Raw genomic sequence first — 26499 nt, forward strand, 5'->3', positions numbered from 1 at the left:
GTCAGCAGGGCGGGCAGGTCAGGTTGCTCGGAGGTCACCGAATCACTTGCCACACGGACGCTCTCTCACTTCCCGCGCCTAACCCCCGGACGCTCTCTCACTTCTCCCACGAAAAACCCCAACGCTCGGTCACTTCAAGTGAGAGAGCGTTGGGGTAAATCCGGCAGGACCTGAGAGAGCATCGGCCAAAAACCGACAGAAAGTGAGAGAGCGTCCTAAGCCTTGATCTCCGCCTTGGCCTCTTCCACCAGTGCCGCGACGGCGTCGAAGAGCGGATGCCCAGCGGTCAGGCCGGTCACCCTCTCGGTGGCCTCCGCAGCTGTGGACGATGCCACGATCTGCGCCAGCTCGGTCGCTTCAGCATCTGCGGGATCGTTGAACCGCAGGGCGGCTGCTATGGCTCCCAGCAGCGCTTCGGGCACGATGCCGCGTTCCGCCAGCTCAGCCGCCGGGCCGATGAACCGCTCGTGCCGGCTGAGCTTGCGAAGCGGTGCCCGGCCCACTCGGTTCACAGTGTCCGGCAGGTGCGGGTTGGTGAAGCGGCCCAGGATCTTCTCGACGTAGGCTTCCTGCTCCTCGCGGTTGAAGCCGTGCTTGTGGATCAGCAGCTCCTTGGTCTCGTCCAGGACGGCGCGCACATCGGCGGCGACGTCCTGGTCGGCCATGGCTTCCGAGATCTTGCCAAGTCCTGCCTCGAACCCGAAATAGGCTGCCGAGGCGTGCCCGGTGTTCACCGTGAAGAGCTTCCGCTCGATGTAGGGCTCCAGGTTGTCCACGAACGTCGCCCCCGGGATGACCGGCGCGTTGCCCCCAAAGGGCGTGCGGTCGATGACCCATTCGTAGAAGGTCTCCACGGTGACGTCCAGGCCCTTGCCAGGCTCCTGGTTCGGGACGATCCGGTCCACGGCCGTGTTCGCGAAGACAGCCGCGGACTCGAGCTCGCCGGCGGCTGTGTCCCACTGCGCCGCCACTTCGTCCTGCAGGATGCCCGTGGCATTGATGGCGTTCTCGCACGCCATCACCTGCAACGGCGCCATCCCCGCGGGCCTCGCGGCAATGCCCTTGGCGATCACCGGCGCCACGAATTTCAGGATATGCGGACCCACCGCGGTGGTGACGACGTCCGCCGTCGCGATTTCCGCCACGACATTCGCTTCCTGGGTGCCGGAGTTCAGCGCCCGGAAGTTGTCCACGGTCCGGACCGTGGGGTTCTCCCCCACCTCGTGAACGTCGTAGCTGTCCGCGGCGGCGAGCTGCGAGATCAGATCGTCCGCGACGTCGGCAAACACGAGCTCGTAGCCTGCCTGGTGCAGCAGCAGTCCCACAAATCCGCGACCGATGTTACCGGCCCCAAAATGAACAGCCTTCACTATGCGTTGACCTTCCCGAACAGTTCCAGCACTTCGTCCACCGTCGTGGCGGCCTCAAGCTGGGCCACCTGGGCCTTGTTGGTGAAGACCTTCGCGATGGAGGACAGGATGTGCAGGTGCTCGTTGTTGATGCCGGCGACGCCAACCACGAACTTGACCTCCTTGCCGTTCCAGTCGATGCCGTTCGGGTACCGGATCACGGACACTGCGGACTTCATGATGTGGTCCTTTGCGGCGTTGGTGCCGTGCGGGATAGCCAGGAAGCTGCCCATGTACGTGGACACGGATTCCTCGCGTTCGTGCATGGCGTCAATGTAGCCGCTGTCAACAGCGCCGCGGTCCAGCAGCAGCCGGCCCGCTTCGTCGATGGCCGCGTCACGGGTGGTCGCCCTGCCGTTGAGGATCACGCTGTCAGCCACCAGGATGTCCGACGGCGGGGCTGCCGCAGCAGGTGCCGCGGCGGCGGGAGTCCCGGCGTCGGCACTTGCGGTGTCTGCACTTCCTGCGGAATTGCTGTGCTGGACCAGCTCCACGATCTCCTCGTACCGCGGGCTGTTCATGAAGTTGTCCACGGATACGTGCACCGCGCTCGATGTGGCCGGCTTGGCGCGCTCGGTGAGGTCCTGATGCGTGACCACCACGTCATAGCTATCCGTAAGGTTCGCGATGGACGCGTTGGTGACGTTGACCTCCGGGAAGCCGGCGGCCTTGATCTTGTTGCGCAGCACCGACGCACCCATGGCGCTGGAACCCATACCGGCGTCGCATGCGAACACGATGTTCTTGATGGGGCCGGCCATCACGGCAGTGCCGCCCGCGCCCACCAGGGCTGAGGAGACGGAGCTCTTCTTGCCCTTCATCGCCTCCATCTTCGAAGTGGCGGCGCTGAGGCTGTCCTCCTCGGTTTCACCCACGGGGGTCTTGCTGGCCTTCAGGATGACCGAAGCGATCAGGAAGGAGACAGTGGTGGCGAGCAGGACCGAAAGGATCACGCCGAAGTAGCTGTCACGGGCGGTCTGGGCGACCACCGCAATGATGGATCCCGGAGCTGCCGGGGCCACGAGGCCGGAGTTGGTGAGGGCAAGCGTCGCGATCCCGGTCATGCCGCCGCCAATGGCGGCGAGGATGAGGATGGGCTTCATCAGCACGTACGGGAAGTAGATCTCGTGGATGCCGCCGAAGAAGTGGATGATGGCTGCGCCGGGGGCCGATGCCTTGGCCAGGCCCTTGCCGAAGAACATGTAGGCGAGCAGGATGCCGAGGCCCGGGCCGGGGTTGGCCTCGAGCAGGAACAGGATGGACTTGCCCTGCTCAAGCGACTGCTGGATGCCCAGGGGCGTCAGCACGCCGTGGTTGATGGCGTTGTTGAGGAACAGCACCTTGGCCGGTTCGATGAAGATGCTGGTCAGCGGCAGCAGGCCGTTGCTGACCAGGAACTGGACCACATTACCCGCTGCCGTGCTGAAGGCCGTGACCAGCGGGGAGATGCCGTAGAAGCCAAGCATGGCCAACAGCGCACCCCAGATGCCGGCGGAGAAATTGTTCACCAGCATCTCAAAGCCGGGCCGGATCTTGCCGTGCCAGATGGCGTCGAGCTTCTTCATGGTCCAGCCGCCGAGGGGACCCATGATCATGGCGCCAATGAACATCGGAATGCCGGCACCGACGATGACGCCCATGGTGCCGATGGCACCAACGACGCCGCCGCGGACGTCGTGCACCATCTTGCCGCCGGTGTAGCCAATCAGGAGAGGCAGCAGGTAGGTGATCATGGGGCCGACGAGGCCCACGTTCGGCACGCCCTCCGTGTTGGTGCCGAAACCGCCCAGCGCCGGGACCGGGAACCAGCCCTTCTCGATGAAGAGCGCCGTAATGAGGCCCCAGGCGATAAAGGCCCCGATGTTGGGCATGATCATGCCGGACAGGAACGTCCCGAACTTCTGGACGCCAACCCGCAGGCTAGTGCGGGGTTTTGCAACTGTCTCTGTTGCCATGTGATTTCCTAACCGTGATTCCTGCTGCACCGCAGGATGGTCCGATATTTTCGACGACTAGCTGGTGGAACTGTTGGAGATCCGGTGGAGCCATTCGAGAAAGAGCTTGAGTTCCGAACTGGACAGCTGGTCCGAGTGCGATGCCTGGAGCGCGGCGTTCAGGGCGATCGCTGCCACCACCACCGAGGACTTTCCGGAGTCTTCCGGAGTGCCGCTGGCCTGATCCGCGGACACCGCGAAAATCATGGCATCCCGGGTCATGGTGGACAGTTCAAGGTTGCGTTCGGTGGCTGGCTCAGCAATGAGCATGAGCGTCACGCCCACGTTCGCAGCCAGGATGCTCCTGGCCGCTTCACGCGGCTGGACGTTCAACTGGCCTGCCACTGCAGCCTTGTTCAGCATTTCCTCCATGAGCGCCTCGGCATCGGCAACGATGGCCGGACGGCTCTCAGGGCGAATGTTGCCAAACATGACCAAGTAGAGTTCCGGCTGGTTCAGCCCGAACTGGACGTGGTTGTCCCACATCCGGCGGATGTCTTCCAGCGGATGTCCGGACGGAGCGAAGTCGCGTTCACCTGCCACGTACTCTTCAAAACCTGCCGCTACAACAGCGTCGAACAGCCCTTCCTTGTCACCGAAGTGGTGATACAGGGTAGGGGCCGTAACGCCTGCCAACTGCGTGATCTGGCGGGTGGAAACGGCCGCTCCCCCGGAATTAGCCAGCAACTCGGCTGCTGCACGGAGCAGCCGTGTTTTAGGCGGAAGCTGGCCATCGAAACTCATAACCGCTACCCTAGCACCTATAGCAACGCTATATGAAGTGCATCACATACAATTTTTTCAGGCACCGCAAAACACCGTCGGACGTAGCAGTCGCGGCGGTCTGGGCAATCGCCCGGGCAACGAATGGCGGGGCCTGCTTACCGGCAGAGAATGAGGACCTTCAGTGCAGAACTTCCCAGGAGTAGGCGTCAGCCCCGGCCGCATCATCGGCACCGTCCGCCAAATGCCCAAACCGATCAGCGAACCGCCGGCCGGCGAGCAGCTGGCCGCCGGCGTCACCCCCGAGGACGCAACGGCAGCACTCAAGGCGGCCTCGCAGGCCGTCCACGACGAACTGAAGGGCCGGGCCGCTCACGCCACCGGAGACGGCAAGGCTGTCCTGGAAGCCACGGCGCTGATGGCCAAGGACACCATGCTGATCAAGGGCGCGGCCAAGCTCGTGGCCAGGGGCCTCTCCAGCGAGCGCGCCATCTGGGAATCCGGTTCCTCCGTCTCCGAGATGCTTCATAACCTGGGTGGCTACATGGCCGAACGCGCCACCGACGTCCTGGACGTCCGCGCCCGGATTGTGGCGGAACTCCGCGGCGTGGCCGCGCCCGGCATCCCCACCTCCACCACACCGTTTGTGCTGGTGGCCGAGGACCTGGCACCGGCCGACACCGCAACCCTGGACCCGAACAAGGTCCTGGCCCTGGTTACTGCGGGCGGCGGCCCGCAGTCCCACACCGCCATCATTGCGCGGTCGCTTGGCCTGCCGGCCGTGGTGGCTGCGGTGGGAGTGGACGAGCTCCCGGACGGCACAGAGGTCTATGTGGACGGCGCCGCAGGCACCATCACCTCCGAACCCGACGATTCGCTGCGCTCCGCAGCGGATGCATGGGCAGCAACGGCGTCCCTGCTTGCCGAGTTCAGCGGCACGGGCACGACGGCGGACGGTCACCTGGTGCCGCTGCTCGCCAACGTTGGCGGCGGAAAGGACGCCGAGGCGGCCGCCAAGCTGGGCGCCCAGGGCGTGGGTCTTTTCCGCACCGAATTCTGCTTCCTGGAACGGGACTCCGAGCCCTCCGTGGAGGAACAGGCCGCAGCCTACAAGAGCGTATTTGATGCGTTCCCGGGAAAGAAGGTGGTTCTGCGCACGCTCGACGCCGGCGCCGACAAGCCGCTGCCGTTCCTGACCGACTCCACGGAGCCCAACCCGGCCCTGGGTGTCCGCGGCTACCGCACGGACTTCACCACGCCCGGCGTCCTGGACCGCCAGCTGGAAGCCATCGCCCTGGCCGAGAAGCAGTCCGAAGCGGACGTGTGGGTCATGGCTCCGATGATCTCGACGGCGGAAGAAGCGGCCCGCTTCGCCTCAATGTGCGCCGACGCCGGCATCAAGACGCCCGGCGTGATGGTGGAAGTCCCGTCCGCAGCGCTCACCGCCGAGGCCATCCTGCGCGAAGTGGGCTTCGCCAGCCTGGGCACCAACGACCTCACCCAGTACGCCATGGCAGCCGACCGGCAGCTCGGCCCGCTGGCGGCCCTCAACACCCCGTGGCAGCCGGCCGTGCTCCGCCTGGTCGGACTCACCGTCGAAGGGTCACGGGCTGAAGGCCACAACAAGCCGGTTGGCGTCTGCGGCGAGGCAGCGGCGGACCCCGCCCTCGCCGTCGTACTCACCGGGCTGGGCGTGACCACCCTGTCCATGACCGCCCGCTCCCTCGCGGCTGTGGCTGCGGTGCTCAAGACCGTCACGCTGGCCGAAGCGCAGCAGCTGGCCAAGCTGGCCCTGTCCGCGCCGAGCGCCACCGAGGCCCGGGCCTGGGTCCGCGAAAAGCTGCCCGTACTCAACGAACTCGGCCTCTGACCGCCGCCCACCGACGAAATCCATCAGGAGAAGTAATGCCCGAACGTATCGCAACCATCGCCAGCCGCTCCGGCCTCCACGCCCGCCCCGCCGCGCTTTTCGCCGAAGCGGCCGGCAATGCCGGCGTTGACGTCACCATTTCCATGCAGGGCGAACCGGCGGATGAAGCCCTCGACGCCGCCAGCATCCTTTCGCTCATGACGCTGGGGGCGGCCAAGGGCGACGTCGTGGTGTTGCGTGCCGACGGCGACGGCGCCGACCAGGCGCTGGATGCTTTGGTCACGCTCCTGGAAACGGACCTCGACGCCGAATAGCAGCTGGCGGACGTAGATGAACAGCGGGGACGGGGAGCAACGGCTCAACCGCGCCGGGGACGCTAGGATTTCCGCATGGCATTGATTGCTCCCCGCGTGACGGCCGGGCTCCCCGGCGACGAAGCCCTGAAACTGAAGCATGCCCTCAGCGGCAGCCACGACATCACGGTGTTTGTGGACGGCACGGTCCACCGGCTGCCGCCCCAGGCGCGGGACGCCGTCGTGGACCTCCTGAGCCGGTTCAGCCGCGGCGAGGCGGTGACCGTCAGCAGCGTTGAGGAAATGCTCACCACGTCCCAGGCCGCGGAACTCGCCGGGATCTCGCACACGTACCTTCGCAATATGACGGACCGCGGCGAAATCCCGGTGGAATACCGCGGCACGCACCGGCGGATCCGGCTGGCTGCCATCATGGAATGGCTGGAGGCGCAGAAGAAAAGCAAGGCGTCCGACGGCGGCGGCGAGCGGGTTTGATTTAGCGTGGGTACGCAATTTGTGAAGCAGTGATAAGGATCAAGCAACGATCCCCGGTAACCGCCAAAAGGCCGCAAAGGCCGGGGTTACCCTTTATTTGTGGCTAAGTTCAGAGGGTGGCATATCGTGGCGGGGTTCGCCGCCATGCTGCTGACTGCCGTCCTCGGAACGGCCATGGGCTTGAACAACACCGCCGCTTTTATGGCAAGCTGCGTTGCCTTTGTGGCAGTGTCCAAAGGCATGGAAAGCCACCTTGCCCGGCGCCGCCGGGAAGCTGCCGCCCGCCTTCTTGGGCCAGGCCGCGGGGCGCCGCCCAGCGCCGCCCTTGACGCGGACCAGTCAGAGCGTGACGGCAGGCCCTGACGGAAGCGGACCTGCTATCTGATCCGTGGATGGCCATTGACACAGGTCCAGCCACCTCACCAGACTTGTTAGCGATAACAAACTGCCGATGGCCCGATGGTCCGGCGCGAAAGGGATGCAATGCGCACTGAGATCAGCGAGATGACCGGGCTGACCGGCCTCACCGGAACCGGCAGCGCCGAAGCGGAACTGAACTGGGCCGGAAATTACCGCTACACGGCAGCCGCGATCCACCGGCCGCGCACCCTCGAGGAAGTCCAGGACGTAGTAGCCGGCGCCGCGAAAATCCGCGCGCTCGGCTCCCGGCACTCCTTCAACTCCATCGCCGACTCCCCCGGGTCCCTGATCTCGCTCGAAAACCTGGAACCCGGCATCCGCATCGACGCCGCGGCACGGACGGTCACGGTCTCCGGCGGAACCCGCTACGGAACACTCGCGGAAAAGCTGGAATCCAACGGCTATGCGCTGCCCAATCTGGCTTCCCTCCCCCACATCTCCATTGCCGGGGCCATCGCAACCGCAACCCACGGTTCGGGCGATGCCAACGGAAACCTGGCAACCTCCGTCGCGGCACTGGAAATTGTGGCAGCCGACGGAACCGTCCACCACCTCGGCCGGGGCAGCTCACCCGACTTCGACGGCGCCGTCGTCGGCCTCGGCGCGCTGGGCGTCGTCACCAAGGTGACCCTTGATATCGAACCCACGTTCGCGGTGCGGCAGGACGTCTTTGAAGCGCTCCCTTGGCAGACGGTGCTGGAGAATTTCGACGCCGCCACCGCCAGCGCCTACAGCGTCAGCCTGTTTACGGACTGGAGCGGCGACGCCGTCGCGCAGTCCTGGCTCAAGAGCCGCGTCTCAGGGGTGACCGGCGGTGTTGCGGCCATGGAAGCGGCGTTCGCCGGAGACACTCACTTCGGCGGTACGCGGGCAACTGTCGCACGGCATCCGCTGCCCGGAGTCTCCGCCGAGAACTGCACTGAACAGCTCGGTGTCCCCGGACCCTGGTCCGAGCGTCTGGCACACTTCCGGATGGCCTTTACGCCGAGCAGCGGCGAGGAGCTCCAGAGCGAATTCTTCGTCCGCCGCGAGCACGCCGTGGCCGCCATTTCGGAACTGCGTGCCCTCTCCCACCGCATCACCCCGCTGCTGCACGTGTCGGAAATCCGCACCGTGGCAGCCGACCAGCTGTGGCTCAGCACCGCGTACGGCCAGGATTCCGTGGGTTTCCACTTCACCTGGAAGCAGCTGCAGGCGGAGGTGGAGGAACTGCTCCCTGTGATGGAGGAGGCGCTGGCACCTTTCAATGCACGGCCGCACTGGGGCAAACTGTTCCATGCGGACGCCGGCTCCGTGGCCGCACTGTACCCGCGCTTTGCCGACTTCAAGGACCTCGCGGAAAGGATGGACCCGGGGCACAAATTCCGCAACGAATTCCTGGCGCGGAAGGTGTTCGGCGAGTAGCCGGGCACATGCAACGGCCCGGCCGCCAGCCGGTTCCCCGCTAGATCCTCGGCCGCCCGGACCAGCGGCGGGCCTTGAGCGCTGCGTGGAGCTCCAGCCGGACCATGCCCTTCAGAGGATCCACCCCGAGCACCTGCCGGATGCGGCCCAGCCGGTTGTAGATGCTGCTCCGGTGCAGGTGCAGCTTCGTGGCGACGTCCTGGACCGACCCGTCATTGTCGTAAAGGAGTTCCAGCACGGGCAGCAGTTCACCGTTCCGGTCGTGATCTTCCAGGATGCGCCAGTACACGGATCCGGCGTCGGCCCACGCACCTGCGCCGCCTCCGGCGGAGGCCAGCAACTGGTATACGCCCGTCGCCCGGCAGTCCACCAGTTCGCCCAGCTGGGGATCCACGGCGGCGGCCTGGGCCGCCTGCTTCGACTCCCGGTAAGCATCCGCCAGTTCGCGCGGCTTGGCGAACCCTTCACTCGTCCCCAGGATGATCCGGTGAACCGGGCGCCCGGACCGTTTAGCGAGCTCCAACTGGTAGTGCACCAGCACCTGCGCGTGGGCCGCCCGGCCAACAGACTCCCTGAACAGGATCACCGCGTGGGTTTCCGTGCCTGCGCTGAACAGCGCCGCATCCACGCCGATGGTGGCCTGCAACGCGGCTGAGCGGTGGATCAGCGTGGACGCGATGGGGTCGGACCCCTCCGACCAGCCGTCGGCGTCAAGCACGGTGACGAGCTGCCACGGGCCGCGCCCCTGGACTTCCTTCCAGCCGGCCACGGCAGCCACCGCGTTGGCCTCGCCGCGGCAGGCGCTCAGGAACTCCTGTTCCCGGCGGCGCCGGAACTCCGATTCGGCAGTGTTCGATTCAAGGAGCAGCCCGGAGAGCAGTTCGAGTTCGTCCCGGACGCCGGGCAACTGGGTGAGGATCGCCGTCGCGCTTTGATCCTCAATGTCCTGCTGCACCCACAGGTAGCCGACGCGGAAACCGCGCACCAGCAGCGGCACGCAGACCCGCCCCAGCATGCCCAGCTCTTCGTTGGCGGGCACGACGACGGGACGCACGGCCGTCGCAATTCCGTGCGACAGCTGCCACGCCTTCACGTCCACCGGCACGCGTTTGCTCAGCAGGAAGTTCACCCGGACCCTGTCCGCGTGGGACTGGTTGGAGCTGTAGGCGAGCAAAACCCCGTCGAGATCCTCGAGCGACAGTCCCCGGCCGAGCTTCACGGCTACCTGTTCAACGAGCTGTTCAACATCCTGCTGGTGCATGGTTGCCACCTTACTGCCCGGCGGCGCCGGACCGTGAACGGACAGCAGGCGACACCTGACGCTTCACGGCTCGACAGATGTCGAGGCGAGAAACACAAAAACCCCGGAAACACGCGGAATGTGCCTTCGTCTGGCCGGGCACATCCTGTCAGCTACCTCACATGCGGATTTATTCTGGAAGTACAGATTCCCCGCACGTCCGGCCCACAAAGCCCCCAACGATGGAGCCCAAAATGATCATCGGTGTCCCCAAAGAGATCAAGAACAACGAATTCCGCGTCGCCATCACCGCTGCCGGCGTCCACGAGTTCCGCACCCACGGCCACACCGTCCTGGTCGAACGCGGTGCCGGCCTGGGTTCGGGCATCACCGACGAGGAATACGCCATCGCAGGCGCGGAGATCGTCGCCGATGCTGACGAGGTCTGGGCACGCGCCGACATGGTGATGAAGGTCAAGGAACCCATCGCCGCGGAATACCACCGCTTCCGCAAGGGCCTGATCCTGTTCACCTACCTCCACCTCGCCGCCGAGCCCGAGCTCACCAGCGAGCTCATCAACTCCGGCGTCACCGCGATCGCCTACGAAACCGTCCAGGAAGGCCGCACCCTTCCCCTGCTGGCCCCGATGTCCGAGGTCGCCGGCCGTCTCTCCGTCCAGGTCGGCGCCACCTCCCTGATGGCCCCCGCCGGCGGCAAAGGCGTGCTCCTCGGCGGCGTCCCCGGCGTCCGCCCGGCCAAGGTTGTTGTCCTGGGCGCGGGTGTTGCCGGGACCAACGCCGCCGCGATGGCCCTGGGCCTCGGCGCGGACGTCACCATCCTGGACATCAACATCAACCGGCTGCGTGAACTCGACGCCCAGTACCAGGGCCGCCTGAAGACCGTCGCGTCCAACAAGTACGAGATCGAAAAGTCCGTGGTGGACGCGGACCTGGTCATCGGCTCCGTGCTGATCCCCGGCGCCAAGGCCCCCAAGCTGGTCACCAACGAACTCGTCTCCCGTATGAAGCCCGGCTCCGTGCTCGTCGACATCGCCGTGGACCAGGGCGGCTGCTTCGAAGACACCCGCCCCACCACGCACCAGGAACCCACGTACAAGGTGCACAACACCATCTTCTACTGCGTTGCCAACATGCCCGGCGCCGTCCCCAACACGTCCACGTACGCACTCACCAACGTGACCCTGCGCTACGGCGTGGCCCTTGCCAACCTCGGCGTGAAGGCAGCGTTCGAGAAGGACCCCGCCCTCGCAGCCGGCCTCAACATCGCCGCCGGCCACGTGGCACACCACTCCGTCTCCGAGGCGCACAACCTGCCCCTCGTAGCTGACTGGCACGAACTGGTCTCGGCCTAACTCGTGACCAGCGCCTGAACGGCGTCCATCCCCGCGTGCTCGCTCCTTCGTCGCTTAGACGCACGCTTCCGGATGGACGCCGTTCAGGCGTTAACGAGGCTGAGCCAGTTCCCGTGCTTCTTCTATTAATTTGAGGACTTCGACCGGGCCTGTTGGGTCCACTGGGAGCGGCAGGGACGAGGACGCGCCGCCGTCGTTGATCTTGTCTGCGAGGATCCGGTAGAACTCCGGGTACGCCCCGCGTTCGGTGGGCAGGCGGTCGAGGTGGCCGTCGCGGCCCAGGAGCCCGGCCCAGTCCTTGTCTTCAATGCCGTACTCTGCGTCCAGCGGACTGCCGCCGGCCACGATGTACGGCTCCTGCGGGTCGATTCCGTGCTTCGTGTAGCCGCCTTCTGAGCCCAGGATCCGGTATCGGGGTCCCTGCTGGGCGCAGAGCATGTTCATCCACAGGTGGCTCACCACGCCCGAATCATGGTGCAGGGCCACGAACACGTCATCGTCGGTCTTTTCTCCCTGCCGCCGCGCCCGGAGTTCAGCGTGCGTCACGGTTGCGGGTCCGAACAGCTGCAGCGACTGGTCCATCAGGTGCGTCCCGAGGTCGAACAGGACGCCGCCGCCGTCGTCCGCCGTGGCTTCCGCCTTCCACGCCTTGGAGACTTCCGGGGCCCAGCGTTCGAACCGCGACTCGAACCGGGTGACCTTGCCCAGGGTGCCGCTTTCCACCAGGCCCTTCACGGTGAGGTAGTCCCCGTCCCAGCGGCGGTTCTGGAAAACCGTGAGCACGCGGCCAAGCCGGGCGGCGAGGTCCATCAGCTCCCGGCCCTCCTCGCTGCGTACCGCAAACGGCTTGTCGACGACGACGTCGAGGCCCGCTTCCAGCGCGGCCTTTGCCAACGGATGGTGTGTGGCCGGCGGCGTCCCGAGAACTATGAGGTCGAGGTCACCGGCGAGGGCCAGGATGTCGGCGGGGGTGTCAACGAGCCGTGCACCAGGGTGGCTGCCGGCAGCTTCGGCCTGCCTCCCGGCGTCGGACGTGGCAATAACGTCCAGGGAGTACGCGGGGTTGGCGGCGATCAGCGGCGTGTGGAACACGCGGCCGGACAATCCATATCCGGCTACTGCCGTGCGGATCCCGGGCTTAGTCGTGGCGGCGCTGGAGGTTGCTTCTGTGCTCATGGACCTACGCTACCCCCGGACCCTCTCTCACTTCCTGCAGCGATCCACCCAACGCTCTCTCACCTCATGTGGGGAAATGCCCAGGAACTGAGAGAGGATCGTCCAAAATCGGGCGCCTAGTGAGAGAGGGTTGCCAAAAAAGGCGGCGAAAAGTGAGAGAGCGTCGGCAGTTGAGCCGGGGATGATGACGAAGGGCCGGCACCCCCATGTGAAGAGATCACGGGAATGCTGGCCCTTGCGCTCGCGCGGCGCTGCTGTTGCTTCGCGCCGGGATTGAGGGGCTGTGGCTACTTCTTTTCCCAGCCGATGGTGGTCCAGTCTGGAACCTGCGAGGCGCTCTTGAACAGGGACGGGCCGTAGTTGGCCAGGCCGGTGCGCACGAACGAGATCTGCGGCCCGTTCATCACCACACCCATGGAGAAGTACTTGGCCATGTGCTTCTTTTCAACTTCCATGGCTGCCTTGTTGCGCTCAGCGTTGTCCTCGATGGAGCTGAGCTTCTTGATCTCGGCATCCAGCTCGGCATCGCCGAGTCCGTTTTCATTGGTCTTGGAGTCGTAGAACTGCTTGACGGTGTCCGTTGCGTCCGGGCCCACGCCGTAGCCGGAGACACTCAGGGAGAAGTCGCGGCTGCCCAGCACCTTGCCGAAGTCGGCGGAGGCGCGCTGGTCGATACCGACGTCCATGCCGCCGGCCTGGAGCTGCTTCTGCAGGGTCTGTGCGAAGGCCAGGGTGGTGGGGTCGTCACCGAAGTTGCTGATCTTGAAGGCCGCAGGAGCGCCGTCCTTCTCCATGATGCCGGCGGCATTGGGCTTGTAGCCGGCGTCGGTGAGGACCTTCTTGGCGGCCTCAGGACCGGTTTCCGTGGCCGGGTAGTTGTCCTGGTAGTACTTGGAGAACGGCAGCAGCATCATCGAGCCGGAACTGGGTTCTTCCCAGTTCAGCCCGTTGAACCGGACTTTGCGCAGGGCTTCCCGGTCCACGGCGGTGAAGATCGCCTTGCGGATGGCGACGTCGGTCATCGGGGCCTTCTGGGCATTAAGGTTCAGGCCGCCGGCAAACAGCCGCTGGCCACGGCGGATCTCGGAATTCTTGGTGCCGTCGAGCTGCTTGTACAGCGCGATGGTGTTGGCGGAGATGCCGTCGATTTCACCGTTCTTGAACGCAGCAACCTGGGCGCTGGTCTCCAGCTGTCGGAAGACGACCTTTTCCAGGACGGGCTTGGCGCCCCACCACTTGTCGTTCTGGGCCAGCGTCACCGTCTTCGCGGCACTGTCGTACTTGTCCACCTTGAACGGTCCCGCCATCCACTCGGCGTGCATCTCACCGGTGAAGCCGGTGTTGAAGATCTCCGGAGTGTTCACTGCGGGGTGGATGAGGCCGGTGAAGAGGGCGTCCAGCGGGAAAACCGGCTGGGTGGTGGTGACAACGACTTCCTTGTCGCTGGAACCGGCCTGGACGGAGTCTACGAACTCGTAGGCGCCGGAAGTGACGACGTCGATGTCCTTGTTCTCGCCCTTGAGCATGTTCCAGGTGTTCTGGAAGGCCTTGACGTCGATGGGTGTGCCGTCGTTGTACGTGGCTTTTTCGTTGACCTTGATGGTGATGGTCTGCTTGCCGTCCTTGACCTCGCTCTTGACGTCCTCGCAGAAGTCCTTGTTCGGCGTTGCCGTGCCGTCGAAGTCGAAGTTCCAGCAGCCCCAGGTGCCCGCGCCGTCGATGGGACGGTGCAGCGCAGTGTTGTCTCCGCTGTTGCCGGTGTTGGAAAAACCGTTGAAGTCCGGGCCGATGCTGCCCAGCGGAAGCGTCACGGTGCCGCCCTGTTCCAGGTCCTTGGCGTCCTTGGCGTTGATGCTGATCAGCTTGGTGAGGTCGCTGCCGGCGTCCTGGCCCTTGCCGGCGTCGGGACCGGAGGGGGTCCCGCCTCCGCCGCAGCCCGTGAGCGCGAGCGCTGCCGCAACGGCAGCCACCCCGCCAACCTTGGTCAGATTCTTCATGGTTTTCCCTTCATTTTTGGTGCGAGATTGGTGCTTTGGGGATCGGGCAAGTCGGTTTCGTGGACGATCAGCATGTCCGCGTCGAGCTCGCCGTCGGGGAAGAAACAGGCGAACTGCTGGTCCGGCGCCGCCGTCGCCGCCGCGGTCACTTGCGGAGAGCCGACGGGTTCCAGTGGTGGCTCGAGCGTAAGGCATTTTTCCTGTTTCGCCGCAGGAAGCGCGGCGAACACGGGGCAGCGCGTCGCGAAGTTGCAGCCTGTGGGCGCATCCAGCGGCGACGGGAGGTCGCCCTGGAGGATGATGCGTTCACGGGTCCGTTCCAGCCGGGGGTCCGGCACCGGGATCGCGGACAGGAGGGCCCGGGTGTAGGGGTGGCGCGGGTTGTCGAAGACATTGTCCACATCGCCGATCTCCACGATCTTGCCCAGGTACATCACTGCCACCCGGTTGGAGATGTGGCGCACCACGGACAGGTCGTGGGCCACCATGAGGTAGCTCAGGCCCAGCTCTGCGCGGAGCTTGTCCAGGAGGTTGATGACGCCCGCCTGCACCGAGACGTCCAGCGCGGACACGGGTTCGTCGAGGACCACCAGCTTGGGGTTGACGGCGAGAGCCCGGGCTATGCCGATGCGCTGGCGCTGGCCGCCGGAGAACTGGTTGGGGAACCGGTTCACATGGTCCGGCTGGAGGCCCACCAGTTGCATCAATTCCATGATGCGCTTCCGGATTGCAGGCTTGGCCATCCCGGCGTTTTCGAGAGGCTCGGAAAGCACTTCATAGACGGTGAAGCGCGGGTCCAGTGCGCCGGTGGGGTCCTGGAACACCATCTGGAGTTCCTTGCGCATGGCGCTCTTGGTCCTGGCATCGGAGGCTGCCTTGTTGCTCAGCCCGCCGATGGTCACCTCGCCGTCCTGGTCCTTGTGGAACTCCATGATTTCCAGAAGGGTGGTGGTTTTCCCGCAGCCGGACTCGCCCACAATCGAGAAGCACTCGCCCTCGCGGATATCGAAGCTCAGCCCGTCCACCGCCTTCACGGTACCGATCCGCCGTTTGATGAGCGAACCCTTCAGCAGCGGAAAGTGCTTCCGGACGTCCTTCAGCTCCAGGACCGTCCTGCGTTCCAGCCTCGGAACAGCATCGAAACGGGACACCGGAACGGCAGGAGCTTGGAAGATCTCGTGGACGTCAACATCGGCGCCGAGGGAGTCGGTCTTGACGCACGCGGCCTTGTGCGTCCCGTTGCCGGGCAGCCCGTTCCCTGCCTCCGGCGGACCGCCGACCGCCCGCAGCTCCGGCTCCCCATGGAGGCATGCGTCGCCCACGAGCGGGCACCGCGGGGCAAAGGAGCATCCGGTGGGCGAGTGGATGAGGTTCGGCGGTATGCCTTCGATGGGCACCAGCGAGATCTTTTCCGAGGCGTCCACGCGAGGCACCGCACCCAGCAGGCCCATGGTGTAGGGCATCCGCGGGTTGTAGTAGATGTCTTCAACGCTGCCGGTTTCCACCGGCTTTCCGGCGTACATCACCATGATGTCGTCCGCCATGCCGGCCACCACGCCCAGGTCGTGGGTGATCATTACGACGGCGGCGCCGGTCTCCTCCTGCGCGGTGTGGAGCACCTCCAGCACCTGCGCCTGGATGGTGACGTCCAGCGCCGTCGTCGGCTCATCCGCGACGAGCACCCGCGGATTGTTGGCAATCGCGATGGCGATCATGACGCGCTGGCGCATGCCGCCGGAGAATTCGTGCGGGAACGCCTTCAGGCGGTCCTTGGGGCTGGGGATTCCCACCATGCCAAGAAGCTCGACGGCGCGGGCTTCCGTTGCCTGTTTGCTCATCTTCGGATGGTGGACGGTGAGTGCTTCGATGATCTGATGACCCACTGTGTACACCGGGGTCAGGGAGGATAGCGGGTCCTGGAACACCATGGCGAGGTCGTTGCCGCGGTACCGGCACATGGCCTTGTCGCTGAGGCCCAGCAGTTCCGTGCCGTTCAACCGCACTGAACCGGTGACACCGGCTGTCGGGGGAAGCAGTCCCATGATGGCCAGGGAGGTCACGGATTTGCCCGAGCCGGACTCTCCCACAATGCCGAGTGTCTTGCCGGGAAGGAGGTCGAAGTCCACGCCCCGTACCGCGTGGACCACACCGTTCTCCGAGTTGAACCGGACATTGAGGTCCCGGACCGACAGGACGGCATCCGCCGGGGCATAACCCGGCGCGTGCAGCCCGGCGACGTGCAGCCGCTCCGCGGTCATTTCCGTGCTAGCCGTGGTTTCGCTGCTCATTTGCTCTTCTTCTTTGCGGTCTTGTACTTCTTGCCCGTCTTGGCGCTCCCAACGGAACTGGAACTGGGGTCGAATGCGTCACGCAGGCCGTCGTTCATCATGGCCAGCGACCCCGTCAGCAGGAACATGACCATCAATGGAACCCAGAACATCCACGGAAAAGTGGCGACCTGCGACGTGGCCTGCCCGATCAGCACGCCAAGGCTCACGTCCGGCACCTTGATGCCGATGCCGATGAACGAGAAAGCGACCTCGGCCAGGATGGCGCCCGTGACGCCGCGGGTGATGTCAAGGACCAGCAGGGAGCCGATGTTCGGGACCAGGTGCCGCCAGACGATCCGGCGGGCGGGAACACCCATGTACTGGGCTGCCTTGACGAAGTCGCGCTGCATGAGGGACATCGAGAGGGAGCGGATCAGGCGGGCCGTACCCATCCAGCTGAACACCAGGAGCACGATGATCAGCAGGAGCCAGCTGGGAAGGTTCTCCCGCAGGCCGTTGCCACCGCCGCTGGTGGCAACTGCCACTACCAGCAGTGCCGGCATCATGATGAGGGCTTCCAGGACGAACAGCATGACCTTGTCCACTTTGCCACCGAAGTAGGCCATGGTGCAGCCGTAGACGGCGGCGATCAGCACCGAGACCAGGCCGACCACCAGTCCGATGAGGATGGAGATCCGGGTGCCCTCCACCATGAGTGCGTAGAGGTCGATGCCGGCCTGGGACGTCCCCAGCAGGTGCTCCGCGGACGGCGGCATGCCGATGTTGAAGGGGTCGATGGTTTCCTTGTCCCAGGCGGAGAAGAATCCGCCCACGAAGGAGAGGACCGTCAGGGCGAGGAAGATGACCAGACCGGCCACGGCTGTCTTGTTCCGAAGGAAGCGCCGCAGGATGATCGAGGACTTGGCGATCACGACGTCGTTCTCTATCCGTGCTTCCTCGGCAACGGCGGCGGGGTCGATCGCGTTCAGGTTCGTCATGACTACTGCACCCTCACTCGGGGGTCGACAAGCGTGGTGGCAAAGTCCGCGAGGATGGCTCCGATCGCGAAGATGACCGAGCCGTATGCGAGGGTGGCGGTGGCCGCATTGACGTCCTGCAGGGCGATGGCGTCGATGCTCCACGAGCCGACGCCCGGCCAGGCGAAGATCTTCTCGGCGAAGAAGCCGCCGGCGAAGATGGCCGGGATGGTGAACGCGATGCTCTGCGCCACCGGGATAAACGAGACCCGCAGGGCGTGGCGGGTGATGGCCTGGTTGCGGGTGAGTCCCTTGGCGCGGGCCGTGCGGACGAAGTCGGCATTGACGTTGTCCAGCAGGTACTGGCGCTGGGCGATCTGGTACGTGCCCCAGCCCACCAGCGTGATGGCCAGCGTGGGCACCGTGTAGTGGGCCAGCATGTCGACGAACTGGACCCAGGCGTTGCCCTCCAGCCCGGGAGTGGAAATGCCGGTGACGAAAAATATCCGTTCGCCGATGGATTCGTTGACGTTGATCGCCCCGAGCTGGACCAGGAAGTAAGCGATCGGCGCGGGAACGATGTACACGAGGTAGCTGTAGGACGTAATCACGCGGTCCTGGAACTTGTACTGCCGTGCGGCGGTGTACACGCCCAGCGCTACCCCGATGATGAGCGTGAGCACGATGGAGGCCAGGAACAGCCGGGTGGAAATCCACACCCGGTCACCGAACTCCGCGTTAATGAAGGCACCGTTGGGGCTTCGCCCCCAGTCCCAGCGGGTGACCACCGCGGTAAGCCAGTCAAGGTAGCGTTCCCACGGGGAGAGTGTGGGGTCGAGGCCTTTTAACCGGAAGGAGTTGGTCACCTGCTCGGGAGTCGGTCGAGGCATGCGTTCCTGTTCCAACAGCGCGGGCTGAAGGGTGCTGACGGCAAGAAAGTACCCCGCCGTCGTGGTCAGGAAGATCATGAGCAGGTAGGTGGCTGCCCGTTTGGCGAGGTACCGGAACATATCTGCCTAGCTCTGGATCGCCGCTGCCAGTTTCGCGCCGCGCAGTGACGGTGGCCCTTCGGAGGCGCCCTTCCGGGCCGGTGTCAGTTCAACATTCACAGCGGTCGATCCTTCCGTCGTCCCCCATCCGGCAGGGGTTCCGCCGCCGATCCGGGATCAAGGCCAGCGGGTGTCTGGCCGTCCCGCACGCCCCTGGAGGCTTGCCCTTGTGGACTATGCTGCGGGTCACATTCCAGAGGAAACTACCACATACGGACAGTCCTCCCGGGTGCCCAAATGCGGAAACAGGGAGGCTTGTACCAGATCGTTATGAATAAATCACGAGGATTGATTTGACTGGCCGGACACCGTCCCATGGATTACCCCCCGCCCTCTGAATTATTCTCCGTCCGGCGTGAGCTGCCGCCAGGACAACTGACGACCCGGGTGACGAGTTCGCACCAGGACTCCGCGAGCCGTTCCGGAGCCACGTGATGGACCCGCACTGCGTGGAGCAGCCGCTCCGGGTCCAGGGTGGAGCTCAGCGACATCGCCATAAGCCACGGATCAGCGGTCACTCCGGCCGCACGCAGGAGCATTTCGATGTGGCGGTGCCAGAGCACGGCGGCCGGCACATCGAAGCGGTTGTAGGCGGACGAGTCCGCTGCGCGGGCCAGTTCCCCGAACTCCAGGACAAACGCGATCCGCTCGGTACCGAAGGCAACCAGCCTGTCCAGCGGAGCCGCACCGGGGCCAAGGGGCGGCGGGCCGAACATGAACCGGCCCTGGAAGGCGGCCTCGGAGTCGCTGAGCAGCGTCATCATCAGCCCGGCCCGCGAGCCGAAGCGCCGGAAAACAGTACCTTTGCCCACCCCCGCGCGCTCGGCCAGCCGGTCCATGGTGAGGCCGTCCGCCCCGCACTCCTCAATGAGTTCGCGGGCAGCCTTGAGCAGCAGCTCCCGGTTGCGGGCGGCGTCGCTGCGTTCCGCTTCCCCGCCGAGTGGCGATCCGGAGCGGATTGGGATGAGGCTCACAAAAAACATTCTAGACCCGGGAATATTATCCGGACCGTAGTCCGTTTAGCAGAGTGAAGGCCGAACAAGCCTCCAAGATCACCAGCCGGCGGAACTTCCGCGGCCAGACACTAGGAGTTCATATGTCCAAGAGCACCGTACTTACGCTGGTCGGCAGCCTGCGCGCCGAATCCACCAACCAGAAGCTTGCCGAAGCCATCCAGCTGAATGCGCCCGAGCAGGTCGAAGTTGTTATCCACGAAAGCCTGGGCAACATCCCCTTCTACAACGAGGACATCGACGTCGAAGGCCAGGTTCCGGCCGCCGCCGCAGCCCTCCGCGCCGCCGCCAATGACGCCGACGCCCTGCTTCTGGTCACGCCTGAGCACAACGGAACCGTACCGGCCGCACTCAAGAACGCGATCGACTGGCTGTCCCGCCCCTTCGGCACCGGCGCCCTCAGCGGCAAGCCGACCGCCGTCGTCGGCACCGCCTTCGGCCAGTACGGCGGCGTCTGGGCGCAGGACGAGGCACGCAAGGCCGTCGGCATCGCCGGCGCCGTGGTCCTCGAGGACGCCAAGCTGGCCGTTCCCGGATCCATGGTCCGGTTCGCCGAAGTCCACCCCAAGGACGACGCCGAAGTTGTCGATCAGATCAAGGGCGTGTTCGAGGCCCTGGCCTCCGCCAGGACTGCCGCCGAAGCAGCCTGATCCACGGCCTGAGCCACCGGCAAACCCCTAACCGCAGGGCCGGCATCCACCAAGGATGTCCGAGCAGCCCACTCAAAACGCCCCCGGCAGCTGCCGGGGGCGTTTTGCGTCACCATTCCGTGATTGAGCTGACGCAAAACCGTCACTCGGCACATATTCCGCCCGCAGCGGCACAGCCGTAACGTGGAGACGGGGACGTGCGAGAGCTGGAAGTGCGGTGCGTTCATGAAGTTCACGCCTGGAATCCGGGCAAGTGCGGCCATGGCCGCTTTTATGCTTCCGCTGTGGCTCGGATCGTGCTCGCAACCGTCAGCAACGACGTCGGAAAGCACCGTGGTCCGCGCAGCCGGCACCCCGGAACCGCAGCCGCTTCCGGCGCCCGTCCCGGTCACCACCCCCGTCGACGTCACGCCTCCGGAGTCTGCCGTTTCCAGCCCGGCGCCAAGTCCCCGGACGGGCGGTACCGTCGCACCCCAGGCCGGCGCCAACCGCGGGGGCGCCGCCACCGTTGATGGCTCAGCCAACGAAAAGCTGCTGCCTGGCGGAACGGCTTCGGGCGGCTCGGGCACTGGCAGCTCGGGCTCGGGCAGCTCGGGCTCAGGCGGCTCGGGCTCAGGGACTGTGACGGCGCCGGAGGCAGCGGGCGCGGGCGGTCAGGCGGCACTGCCCGGCGAGCTGCCCGGGGGTACGCCTGTGTACTTCGTGGCGCTGGACGACGGCGGCAGCACCGGCGTGCGGTTCGGCTGCAACGACAGCCTGGTGGCCGTCTTCCACAGCCCTGCCGCGGCGGCCGAACCCCTCCGGACGTCCCTCGCCGTCCTGCTGGGCGGCAGCGACGCTCCGGACGGGCTGTACAACTCCCTGGACAGCTCCGACCTGGAGTACGTATCCGCGTACTTCGACGGCACCACCGTGGTGGTGAACCTGACCGGCACGGTCCGGCCGGGCGGCACCTGCGACATCCCCCGCCTGGAAGCCCAGCTCACGCACACGGCCGTCTCGGCCGTCGGTGCTGCCCGGGCAGAGATCTACGTTGACGGGCGGCGGCTGGCAGACGTCCTGAGCCTGCGATAGACGGCCCCGGAAGGACGGGCGTTACTCCCCCGCGGGCCGTCGGAACAAGTCAGCCACGCCGGAAGAGGTCGTCCATGGCCGCGTGGCTGCGGGCGCCGGCCAGCTCGGACCAGTTTCCGTCCCCGAGTACGTCTTCGGCCACCCGGGACACTGTGGCATAGGCGGCCTTCGCGGTGCTGCCGCCGATGCTGATCCGGCGGACGCCGGCGTCGTGAAGTTCCCCCACGGAGGGCGCGCCCAATCCGGCCAGCGCGTTTAGGGGCGCGGCAATGCGGCGGGACAGGTCGTGGAGTACATGCAGGTCCTGCACCCCGGGGACGAATATTCCGTTGGCCCCCGCGGCCAGGTAGGCGTCCGCACGGCGGACGGTTTCCGCGAAAGCGGAATCCGGAAAACCGCCGGACAGGTAGGTGTCTGTGCGCGCGTTGATGAACAGGTCTACCCCGGCTTCATCCGCCGTCTGGCGGACGACGGCGATGCGGCGCGCCTGTTCCTCAACGCCCGTTAGCGGATCCTCGCCGGAGTCCTCGATATTCACGCCGACCGCCCCGGCAGCCAGGACACTGCGGACGGTTTCCCGTAGCTCCGCGTCATCAAACGCGCCATCGACGCTTGCATAACCGGTCTCAATGTCCGCCGTCACAGGCAGTGCCGTGCATGCCGCGATCCGGCGAAGGGCAGCCATGGCGAGTTCGCGCGGTAAGTGGTTTCCGTCCGGAAAACCCAGGCTCCAGGACAGGGCCGAACTGGACGTGGCCAGCGCGGCCGCCCCCGCTTCGTCAACCAGGCGGGCGGACGCCACATCCCAGACGTTCACCAGGACCAGCGGCGCCGCATCCGCGTGAAGTGCGTGGAAGGCCGCGGCCAGGGATCCGAGATGGCTATGCGTAGTCATGGGTCTATTCCATGACCTTCGCCGCCGAAGGTAAAGCGCTACCGGCCGCGCCCGCGGGCACACTCCCGAAAGAGCGTGAACAAAGGTTGCCTAATGGACAACATGTGGCTGTATCCTGTGAGTGTGACCCACGAAACACTTGATGCCGCGGCAGATGTGCTCCCGGCCGAAGCAATTGACGCAATCGAACGCGCGGCAACGTCCGCCCACCGCCACGATGAACTTTTCTCGGAGCGCGCAGCCAACATCAAGCAGTCCGCAGTCCGCGATGTCTTTGACATCTCGCTGCGCCCCGGCCTCGTTTCGCTGGCCGGCGGCAGCCCCTACCTGCAGTCCTTGCCGCTGGAACGGCTCGGCCAGACAGCCGCAAAGATCATCGCCGAGCAGGGCATGACGGCCCTCCAGTACGGCAGCGGCCAGGGGACCGAAGAACTCCGCACCCAGGTCTGCGACGTGATGGCGGCAGAGGGAATACTCGATGCGGACCCCCGGAACGTGGTGATCACCGCCGGTTCCCAGTCGGCCCAGGACGTGGCCACCAAGGTGTTCTGCGATCCCGGCGACGTGGTGCTTGTGGAGGACCCCACTTACGTGGGCGCCCTCAACACGTTCGAGGCCTACCAGGTGGAGGTGGCCACCGTTCCCATGGATGAGCATGGACTGGTTCCGGATCTCCTGGATGCCCGGATAGCCGCCCTGCAGACTGCCGGCAAGAACATCAAGTTTCTGTACACGATCCCCAACTTCAACAACCCGTCCGGTATCACCATGGCCGAGGACCGCCGGCAGGAGATAGTCGATATATGCCGGAAAGCGAATATTCTGGTCCTGGAGGACAACCCCTACGGCCTGCTCCGCTTTGACGGCAAACCGCTGGCCCCACTGCGGGCAGCCAACCCCGACGACGTCATCTACATGGGCTCCTTCTCAAAGATCTTCGCCCCCGGCCTGAGGATCGGCTGGGCGCTGGTGCCGGCACACCTTCAGCGCCGGTACTACCTGGCGTCCGAAGCTGTGACGCTCTGCCCGTCGACCCTTAACCAGATGCTGGTTTCCGCCTATCTGCGGGACTACGACTGGAAAGGGCAGATCGACACCTACCGCGGGCTGTACGCCGAGCGCTGCCAGGCCATGCTCGCCGCCTTGGAGGAGTACATGCCGGCGGGGCTGAGCTGGACCAGGCCCGAGGGCGGTTTCTTCGTCTGGGTGACGCTGCCCGAGGGCGTGGACACTTATCCGCTGCTGCGCAAGGCCATCGACGCGGGAGTGGTTTTCATCCCGGGCGCGGCGTTTACGCATTCGGACGAACCGTCCAACAAGCTGCGCCTCGCTTTCAGCGCCGTACCCCCCGAAACCATCGCCGAGGGAGTGCGGCGGCTCGCACCGGTACTGCAGGACGCCATCGACGCACTGTAGCCTGAATTATTGCTGCATGGCGCTGGGCATATTTGACCAGGCTGACCGATCCCTAAGGAGCATGAGCATGACCGGAATTATTGTTGTCGGCGTTGACGGCAGCGAGACTGCAATGCGGGCCGCGGAAACAGCGCAGGGCCTGGCCGTATCGCTCGGGGCAACCCTCCACGTGGTAACTGCGTTCGACAGTGACCGCACAGAGGTCTACGGAAGCGGCAGTGACCGCTGGATTGTCTCCGATGCCGGGGAGGCCGAGAAAGTGGCCAAGGATGTTGCGTCGCGGCTTCGTTCGGAAGGCCTGAAGGTCACGTATTCCTCGGCCCGGGGCAAGCCGGCGGAAGCCCTCATCAAGGAAGCCGAGCGTTTCGATGCCCAGATGATCGTGGTGGGCAACCGCCGGATGCGCGGGCTCGGCCGGGTTCTGGGCAGCGTCGCCAACAGCGTGGCGCACAACGCGCCGTGCGACGTCTACATCGCCAAGACGGACGTCGTCGACTAGCCGTTCGTCAGCTGTCTGCGCAGGGTCTTCCCAGAGGGGACCGGGCAAGGCCTCGATGAAACCCACACCCTGCGGATCTTCTTGCAGGGTGTGGGCCTGGGGCTCGCGGGTAGACCGGCGTCACTCCCCCCGGTGGTCAGCCTCACCCCGTTTTCGCCGGAATGGCGCGGTTCTCGGCGGTAAAATTGAAACGTACTCGATGATGCGGACATCCGAGTACCGACGATTTCAGGGGAACATTATGCTCACGCTTCAGCGGCGCCAGCTCGTAGGCCACGACATCCTTCTTGCCCGGCACGGCAACCACATCAGCACCATGCGCGTAGACCGCGCCAATGACCGGGTGATCGCGTTCCTCGACGACGGCTCCACGGACAGCGCCCCCAACCTCATCACGCCTGGCCTGAACCTGCCGGAGACGGTCCGGAGCGTCATGCGCGATGACTGGAAGTTTTTCGCAGTGGTTACGGCCTGCCTCACCGGCTTTTCCGGCGCGATGATCGCAGCTGCCGTGGGCCTCAGCGGCATGTCGTCCGACCCTGCACTGGCACAGCTCCTCTCCACCTACCCCGCCTACTAGGCCGCCCGCTCCAACTGGCTTCCTGCTACTGGCGCAAAAGGAACCCGGCCGCTGAATTCCAGCGGCCGGGTTCCTTTTTGCTTGGTGGTCCTGATCCGGCAGTACTAGTCCAGCAGCAGTGCCGGCTCCTCCAGGATGGCGGCGACGTCGGCCATAAAGCGTGCCGAGAGGTCACCGTCCACCACGCGGTGGTCGAACGAGCCGCCCAGGGTAGTGATCCAGCGCGGAATGACTTCGCCGTCCAGGACCCACGGCTTCTGCTTGATGGTGCCGAAGGCCACGATGGCCACTTCGCCGGGATTGATGATGGGCGTGCCAGTGTCGATGCCCAGGGCGCCAATGTTGGTGATGGTCAGGGTGCCGCCCTGCATCTGGGCGGGCTGCGTCTTACCGGCCCGGGCCGTGGTGGCCAGGTCATTGAGTGCCAGGGCCAGTTCCTTGAGGGAAAGGTCCTGGGCGTTCTTGATGTTCGGAACCATCAGACCGCGGGGGGTGGCCGCCGCGATGCCCAGGTTCATGAAGTGCTTGACGTGGATCTCCGCGGTATCAGTGCCGTCGGCGCTGTCCACCCACGTGGCGTTGACGCTGGGGTTGCGGGCGGCGGCCCAGATCACGGCTTTGGCCAGGATCAGCAGCGGGGAAACCCTGATGCCCTCGAAGTCCCGCGACACCTTGAGTCGCTTGACGAACTCCATGGTGCGGCTGGCATCGACGTCAACGAAAATGCTGACGTGGGGAGCGGCGAACGCTGACTCCACCATGGCCTTGGCCGTGGCCTTGCGGACCCCCTTAACGGGAATCCGCTCGATGCGCTGGTCCTGCGGCCGGCCGGACTTGCCCCAGAAGGTGTCGGCCTTGTCCACTTCGGCGTCGCGCTGGGCCTGGTAGCTCACCAGGTCCTCGCGGGTGACCTCGCCGCGCGCGCCGGTGGGCACGACGTCGGCAAGGTCGATCCCAAGATCCCGGGCAATCTTACGTACCGGAGGTTTGGCCAGGACCCTGTTGACGAGTCCGCTGATGGTGCCGCCAAGAGTGGGGCGCGCTGCGCCTTCTTCGGGGGCTGCAGCAGCATTGGCGGCCGGCGCACCCGCGTTGATCCAGATGCCCTGGGTCTCCACGGGCTCGACCACGGGGACGGCCCTAGCCACAGGGACCGCGTCTGCGACCGGCGACGGCGCTGCGGCTGGCGCGGGTGTTACGACGGCGGCCGGGGAGGCTTTGCGCGGGCGGCGCTTGACGGCGTCGGCCTTGGGACCCGAACCGACCAGCGGGCCGGCGGCGCTTCCGGCTGAAGCTGGCTGCGCGCCCGCCGTCTCGCCGTCGTCCCCTGCGAGCTTTCCGTACGTTGGTACATCCGCGAGGCGAGCGTCAGCTGCCGGAGCGGCCGGAACTGCGGGGGCGGGAACGTCCGCCGGCGTGGGGTCGCCAGAAACGGCATCGCTCACGCTGATGATCGGGGTGCCGACGTCGACAGTGACGCCCACCGGTACGAGCAGCTCCGTGACCGTGCCGGCAAACGGAGACGGCAGCTCCACGAGGGACTTGGCCGTTTCGATTTCGCAGAGGATGTCGTTGATTGCGACGGTGTCGCCCGGCTTGACGTTCCAGGAAACGATCTCCGCCTCGGTGAGTCCCTCGCCCACGTCGGGGAGGTTGAACTTGTTCACAGTCATGGGGTCCTC

23 protein-coding genes are annotated in these 26499 nt (G+C 65.6%); 11 read left to right on the forward strand and 12 right to left on the reverse strand.

What is annotated here, in order from left to right:
• Positions 1-215: 215 nt before the first annotated feature.
• The 3 genes from J2S97_RS13035 to J2S97_RS13045 are packed head-to-tail and all read right to left on the reverse strand — an operon-like array spanning position 216 to position 4147.
• Positions 216-1370, reverse strand: coding sequence for a mannitol-1-phosphate 5-dehydrogenase (locus J2S97_RS13035; RefSeq protein ID WP_307050068.1), 1155 nt, complete (start codon positions 1368-1370; stop codon positions 216-218).
• Entirely contained in the window at positions 1370-3364 is a 1995-nt protein-coding gene (locus tag J2S97_RS13040; RefSeq protein WP_307050070.1) for a PTS mannitol transporter subunit IICBA, read from the reverse strand. Before J2S97_RS13040 ends, J2S97_RS13035 begins: the two co-directional genes overlap by 1 nt.
• Before the next feature lie 57 nt (positions 3365-3421).
• On the reverse strand, positions 3422-4147 hold the full coding sequence (locus J2S97_RS13045; RefSeq protein ID WP_307050072.1) for a TetR/AcrR family transcriptional regulator: 726 nt from the start codon (positions 4145-4147) through the stop codon (positions 3422-3424).
• A 163-nt stretch (positions 4148-4310) separates the two neighbouring features.
• Between J2S97_RS13045 and ptsP the strand changes: the two genes are divergently transcribed.
• The 5 genes from ptsP to J2S97_RS13070 all read left to right on the forward strand — a co-directional run bounded on the left by ptsP (position 4311) and on the right by J2S97_RS13070 (position 8608).
• Positions 4311-5996 (forward strand): phosphoenolpyruvate--protein phosphotransferase, encoded by a 1686-nt coding sequence (ptsP, locus tag J2S97_RS13050; RefSeq protein ID WP_307050074.1) that lies wholly within the window; start codon positions 4311-4313, stop codon positions 5994-5996.
• A 35-nt stretch (positions 5997-6031) separates the two neighbouring features.
• Entirely contained in the window at positions 6032-6310 is a 279-nt protein-coding gene (locus J2S97_RS13055; protein ID WP_307050075.1) for an HPr family phosphocarrier protein, read from the forward strand.
• Between the two features lie 75 nt (positions 6311-6385).
• On the forward strand, positions 6386-6784 hold the full coding sequence (locus J2S97_RS13060) for a helix-turn-helix domain-containing protein (RefSeq protein WP_307050077.1): 399 nt from the start codon (positions 6386-6388) through the stop codon (positions 6782-6784).
• Between the two features lie 99 nt (positions 6785-6883).
• Positions 6884-7147 carry a hypothetical protein gene (locus tag J2S97_RS13065; protein ID WP_307050079.1) on the forward strand — a complete coding sequence of 88 codons (264 nt, stop codon included), beginning with the start codon at positions 6884-6886 and terminating at the stop codon, positions 7145-7147.
• A 141-nt stretch (positions 7148-7288) separates the two neighbouring features.
• The gene (locus J2S97_RS13070; RefSeq protein ID WP_444875933.1) at positions 7289-8608 is read left to right on the forward strand and encodes an FAD-binding protein; all 1320 of its coding nucleotides are present in this window, start codon (positions 7289-7291) and stop codon (positions 8606-8608) included.
• Positions 8609-8648: 40 nt separating this feature from the next.
• On the opposite strand, the gene J2S97_RS13075 is transcribed toward J2S97_RS13070, so the two are convergent.
• Positions 8649-9869: a PucR family transcriptional regulator gene (locus tag J2S97_RS13075; protein WP_307050082.1), complete on the reverse strand. Its 1221-nt coding sequence runs from the start codon at positions 9867-9869 to the stop codon at positions 8649-8651.
• A 233-nt stretch (positions 9870-10102) separates the two neighbouring features.
• On the opposite strand from J2S97_RS13075, the gene ald reads away from it, so the two are divergent.
• Positions 10103-11221: an alanine dehydrogenase gene (gene ald / locus J2S97_RS13080; protein ID WP_307050084.1), complete on the forward strand. Its 1119-nt coding sequence runs from the start codon at positions 10103-10105 to the stop codon at positions 11219-11221.
• Positions 11222-11311: 90 nt separating this feature from the next.
• Here the strand turns inward: ald and J2S97_RS13085 are convergent, their stop codons facing one another.
• From J2S97_RS13085 to J2S97_RS13110, 6 genes are all read right to left on the reverse strand, one after another.
• On the reverse strand, positions 11312-12397 hold the full coding sequence (locus J2S97_RS13085) for a Gfo/Idh/MocA family protein (protein WP_307050086.1): 1086 nt from the start codon (positions 12395-12397) through the stop codon (positions 11312-11314).
• Positions 12398-12684: 287 nt separating this feature from the next.
• A complete protein-coding gene (locus J2S97_RS13090) occupies positions 12685-14394 on the reverse strand; it encodes an ABC transporter family substrate-binding protein (RefSeq protein WP_307050088.1) in 1710 nt (569 codons plus the stop codon).
• Entirely contained in the window at positions 14391-16682 is a 2292-nt protein-coding gene (locus J2S97_RS13095) for an ABC transporter ATP-binding protein (RefSeq protein WP_307050090.1), read from the reverse strand. The genes J2S97_RS13090 and J2S97_RS13095 overlap by 4 nt, the downstream gene beginning before the upstream one ends.
• On the reverse strand, positions 16679-17662 hold the full coding sequence (locus J2S97_RS13100; protein WP_307050092.1) for an ABC transporter permease: 984 nt from the start codon (positions 17660-17662) through the stop codon (positions 16679-16681). The genes J2S97_RS13095 and J2S97_RS13100 overlap by 4 nt, the downstream gene beginning before the upstream one ends.
• 2 nt (positions 17663-17664) lie before the next feature.
• On the reverse strand, positions 17665-18651 hold the full coding sequence (locus J2S97_RS13105; protein WP_307050094.1) for an ABC transporter permease: 987 nt from the start codon (positions 18649-18651) through the stop codon (positions 17665-17667).
• 359 nt (positions 18652-19010) lie between these two features.
• On the reverse strand, positions 19011-19664 hold the full coding sequence (locus tag J2S97_RS13110) for a TetR/AcrR family transcriptional regulator (RefSeq protein WP_307050096.1): 654 nt from the start codon (positions 19662-19664) through the stop codon (positions 19011-19013).
• 122 nt (positions 19665-19786) lie between these two features.
• Between J2S97_RS13110 and J2S97_RS13115 the strand changes: the two genes are divergently transcribed.
• Positions 19787-20353 (forward strand): NAD(P)H-dependent oxidoreductase, encoded by a 567-nt coding sequence (locus J2S97_RS13115; RefSeq protein ID WP_307050098.1) that lies wholly within the window; start codon positions 19787-19789, stop codon positions 20351-20353.
• Positions 20354-20578: 225 nt separating this feature from the next.
• Complete coding sequence (locus J2S97_RS13120) at positions 20579-21427, forward strand: hypothetical protein (protein WP_307050100.1); 849 nt, start codon at positions 20579-20581, stop codon at positions 21425-21427.
• 49 nt (positions 21428-21476) lie between these two features.
• On the opposite strand, the gene J2S97_RS13125 is transcribed toward J2S97_RS13120, so the two are convergent.
• Positions 21477-22322 (reverse strand): isocitrate lyase/PEP mutase family protein, encoded by an 846-nt coding sequence (locus tag J2S97_RS13125; RefSeq protein ID WP_307050102.1) that lies wholly within the window; start codon positions 22320-22322, stop codon positions 21477-21479.
• A 123-nt stretch (positions 22323-22445) separates the two neighbouring features.
• Between J2S97_RS13125 and J2S97_RS13130 the strand changes: the two genes are divergently transcribed.
• The 3 genes from J2S97_RS13130 (at position 22446) to J2S97_RS13140 (ending at position 24817) form a co-directional block, all read left to right on the forward strand.
• Entirely contained in the window at positions 22446-23738 is a 1293-nt protein-coding gene (locus J2S97_RS13130; protein ID WP_307050104.1) for an aminotransferase-like domain-containing protein, read from the forward strand.
• 67 nt (positions 23739-23805) lie between these two features.
• A complete protein-coding gene (locus tag J2S97_RS13135; RefSeq protein ID WP_307050105.1) occupies positions 23806-24237 on the forward strand; it encodes a universal stress protein in 432 nt (143 codons plus the stop codon).
• Positions 24238-24478: 241 nt separating this feature from the next.
• Positions 24479-24817: a hypothetical protein gene (locus tag J2S97_RS13140; RefSeq protein ID WP_307050107.1), complete on the forward strand. Its 339-nt coding sequence runs from the start codon at positions 24479-24481 to the stop codon at positions 24815-24817.
• A 104-nt stretch (positions 24818-24921) separates the two neighbouring features.
• Here J2S97_RS13140 and J2S97_RS13145 read toward each other — a convergent pair whose 3' ends face one another.
• Positions 24922-26490, reverse strand: coding sequence for a dihydrolipoamide acetyltransferase family protein (locus J2S97_RS13145; RefSeq protein ID WP_307050109.1), 1569 nt, complete (start codon positions 26488-26490; stop codon positions 24922-24924).
• Positions 26491-26499 lie beyond the last annotated feature (9 nt).

The organism is Arthrobacter oryzae (assembly GCF_030812315.1).
In the GTDB taxonomy this organism is placed as follows: domain Bacteria; phylum Actinomycetota; class Actinomycetes; order Actinomycetales; family Micrococcaceae; genus Arthrobacter; species Arthrobacter oryzae_B.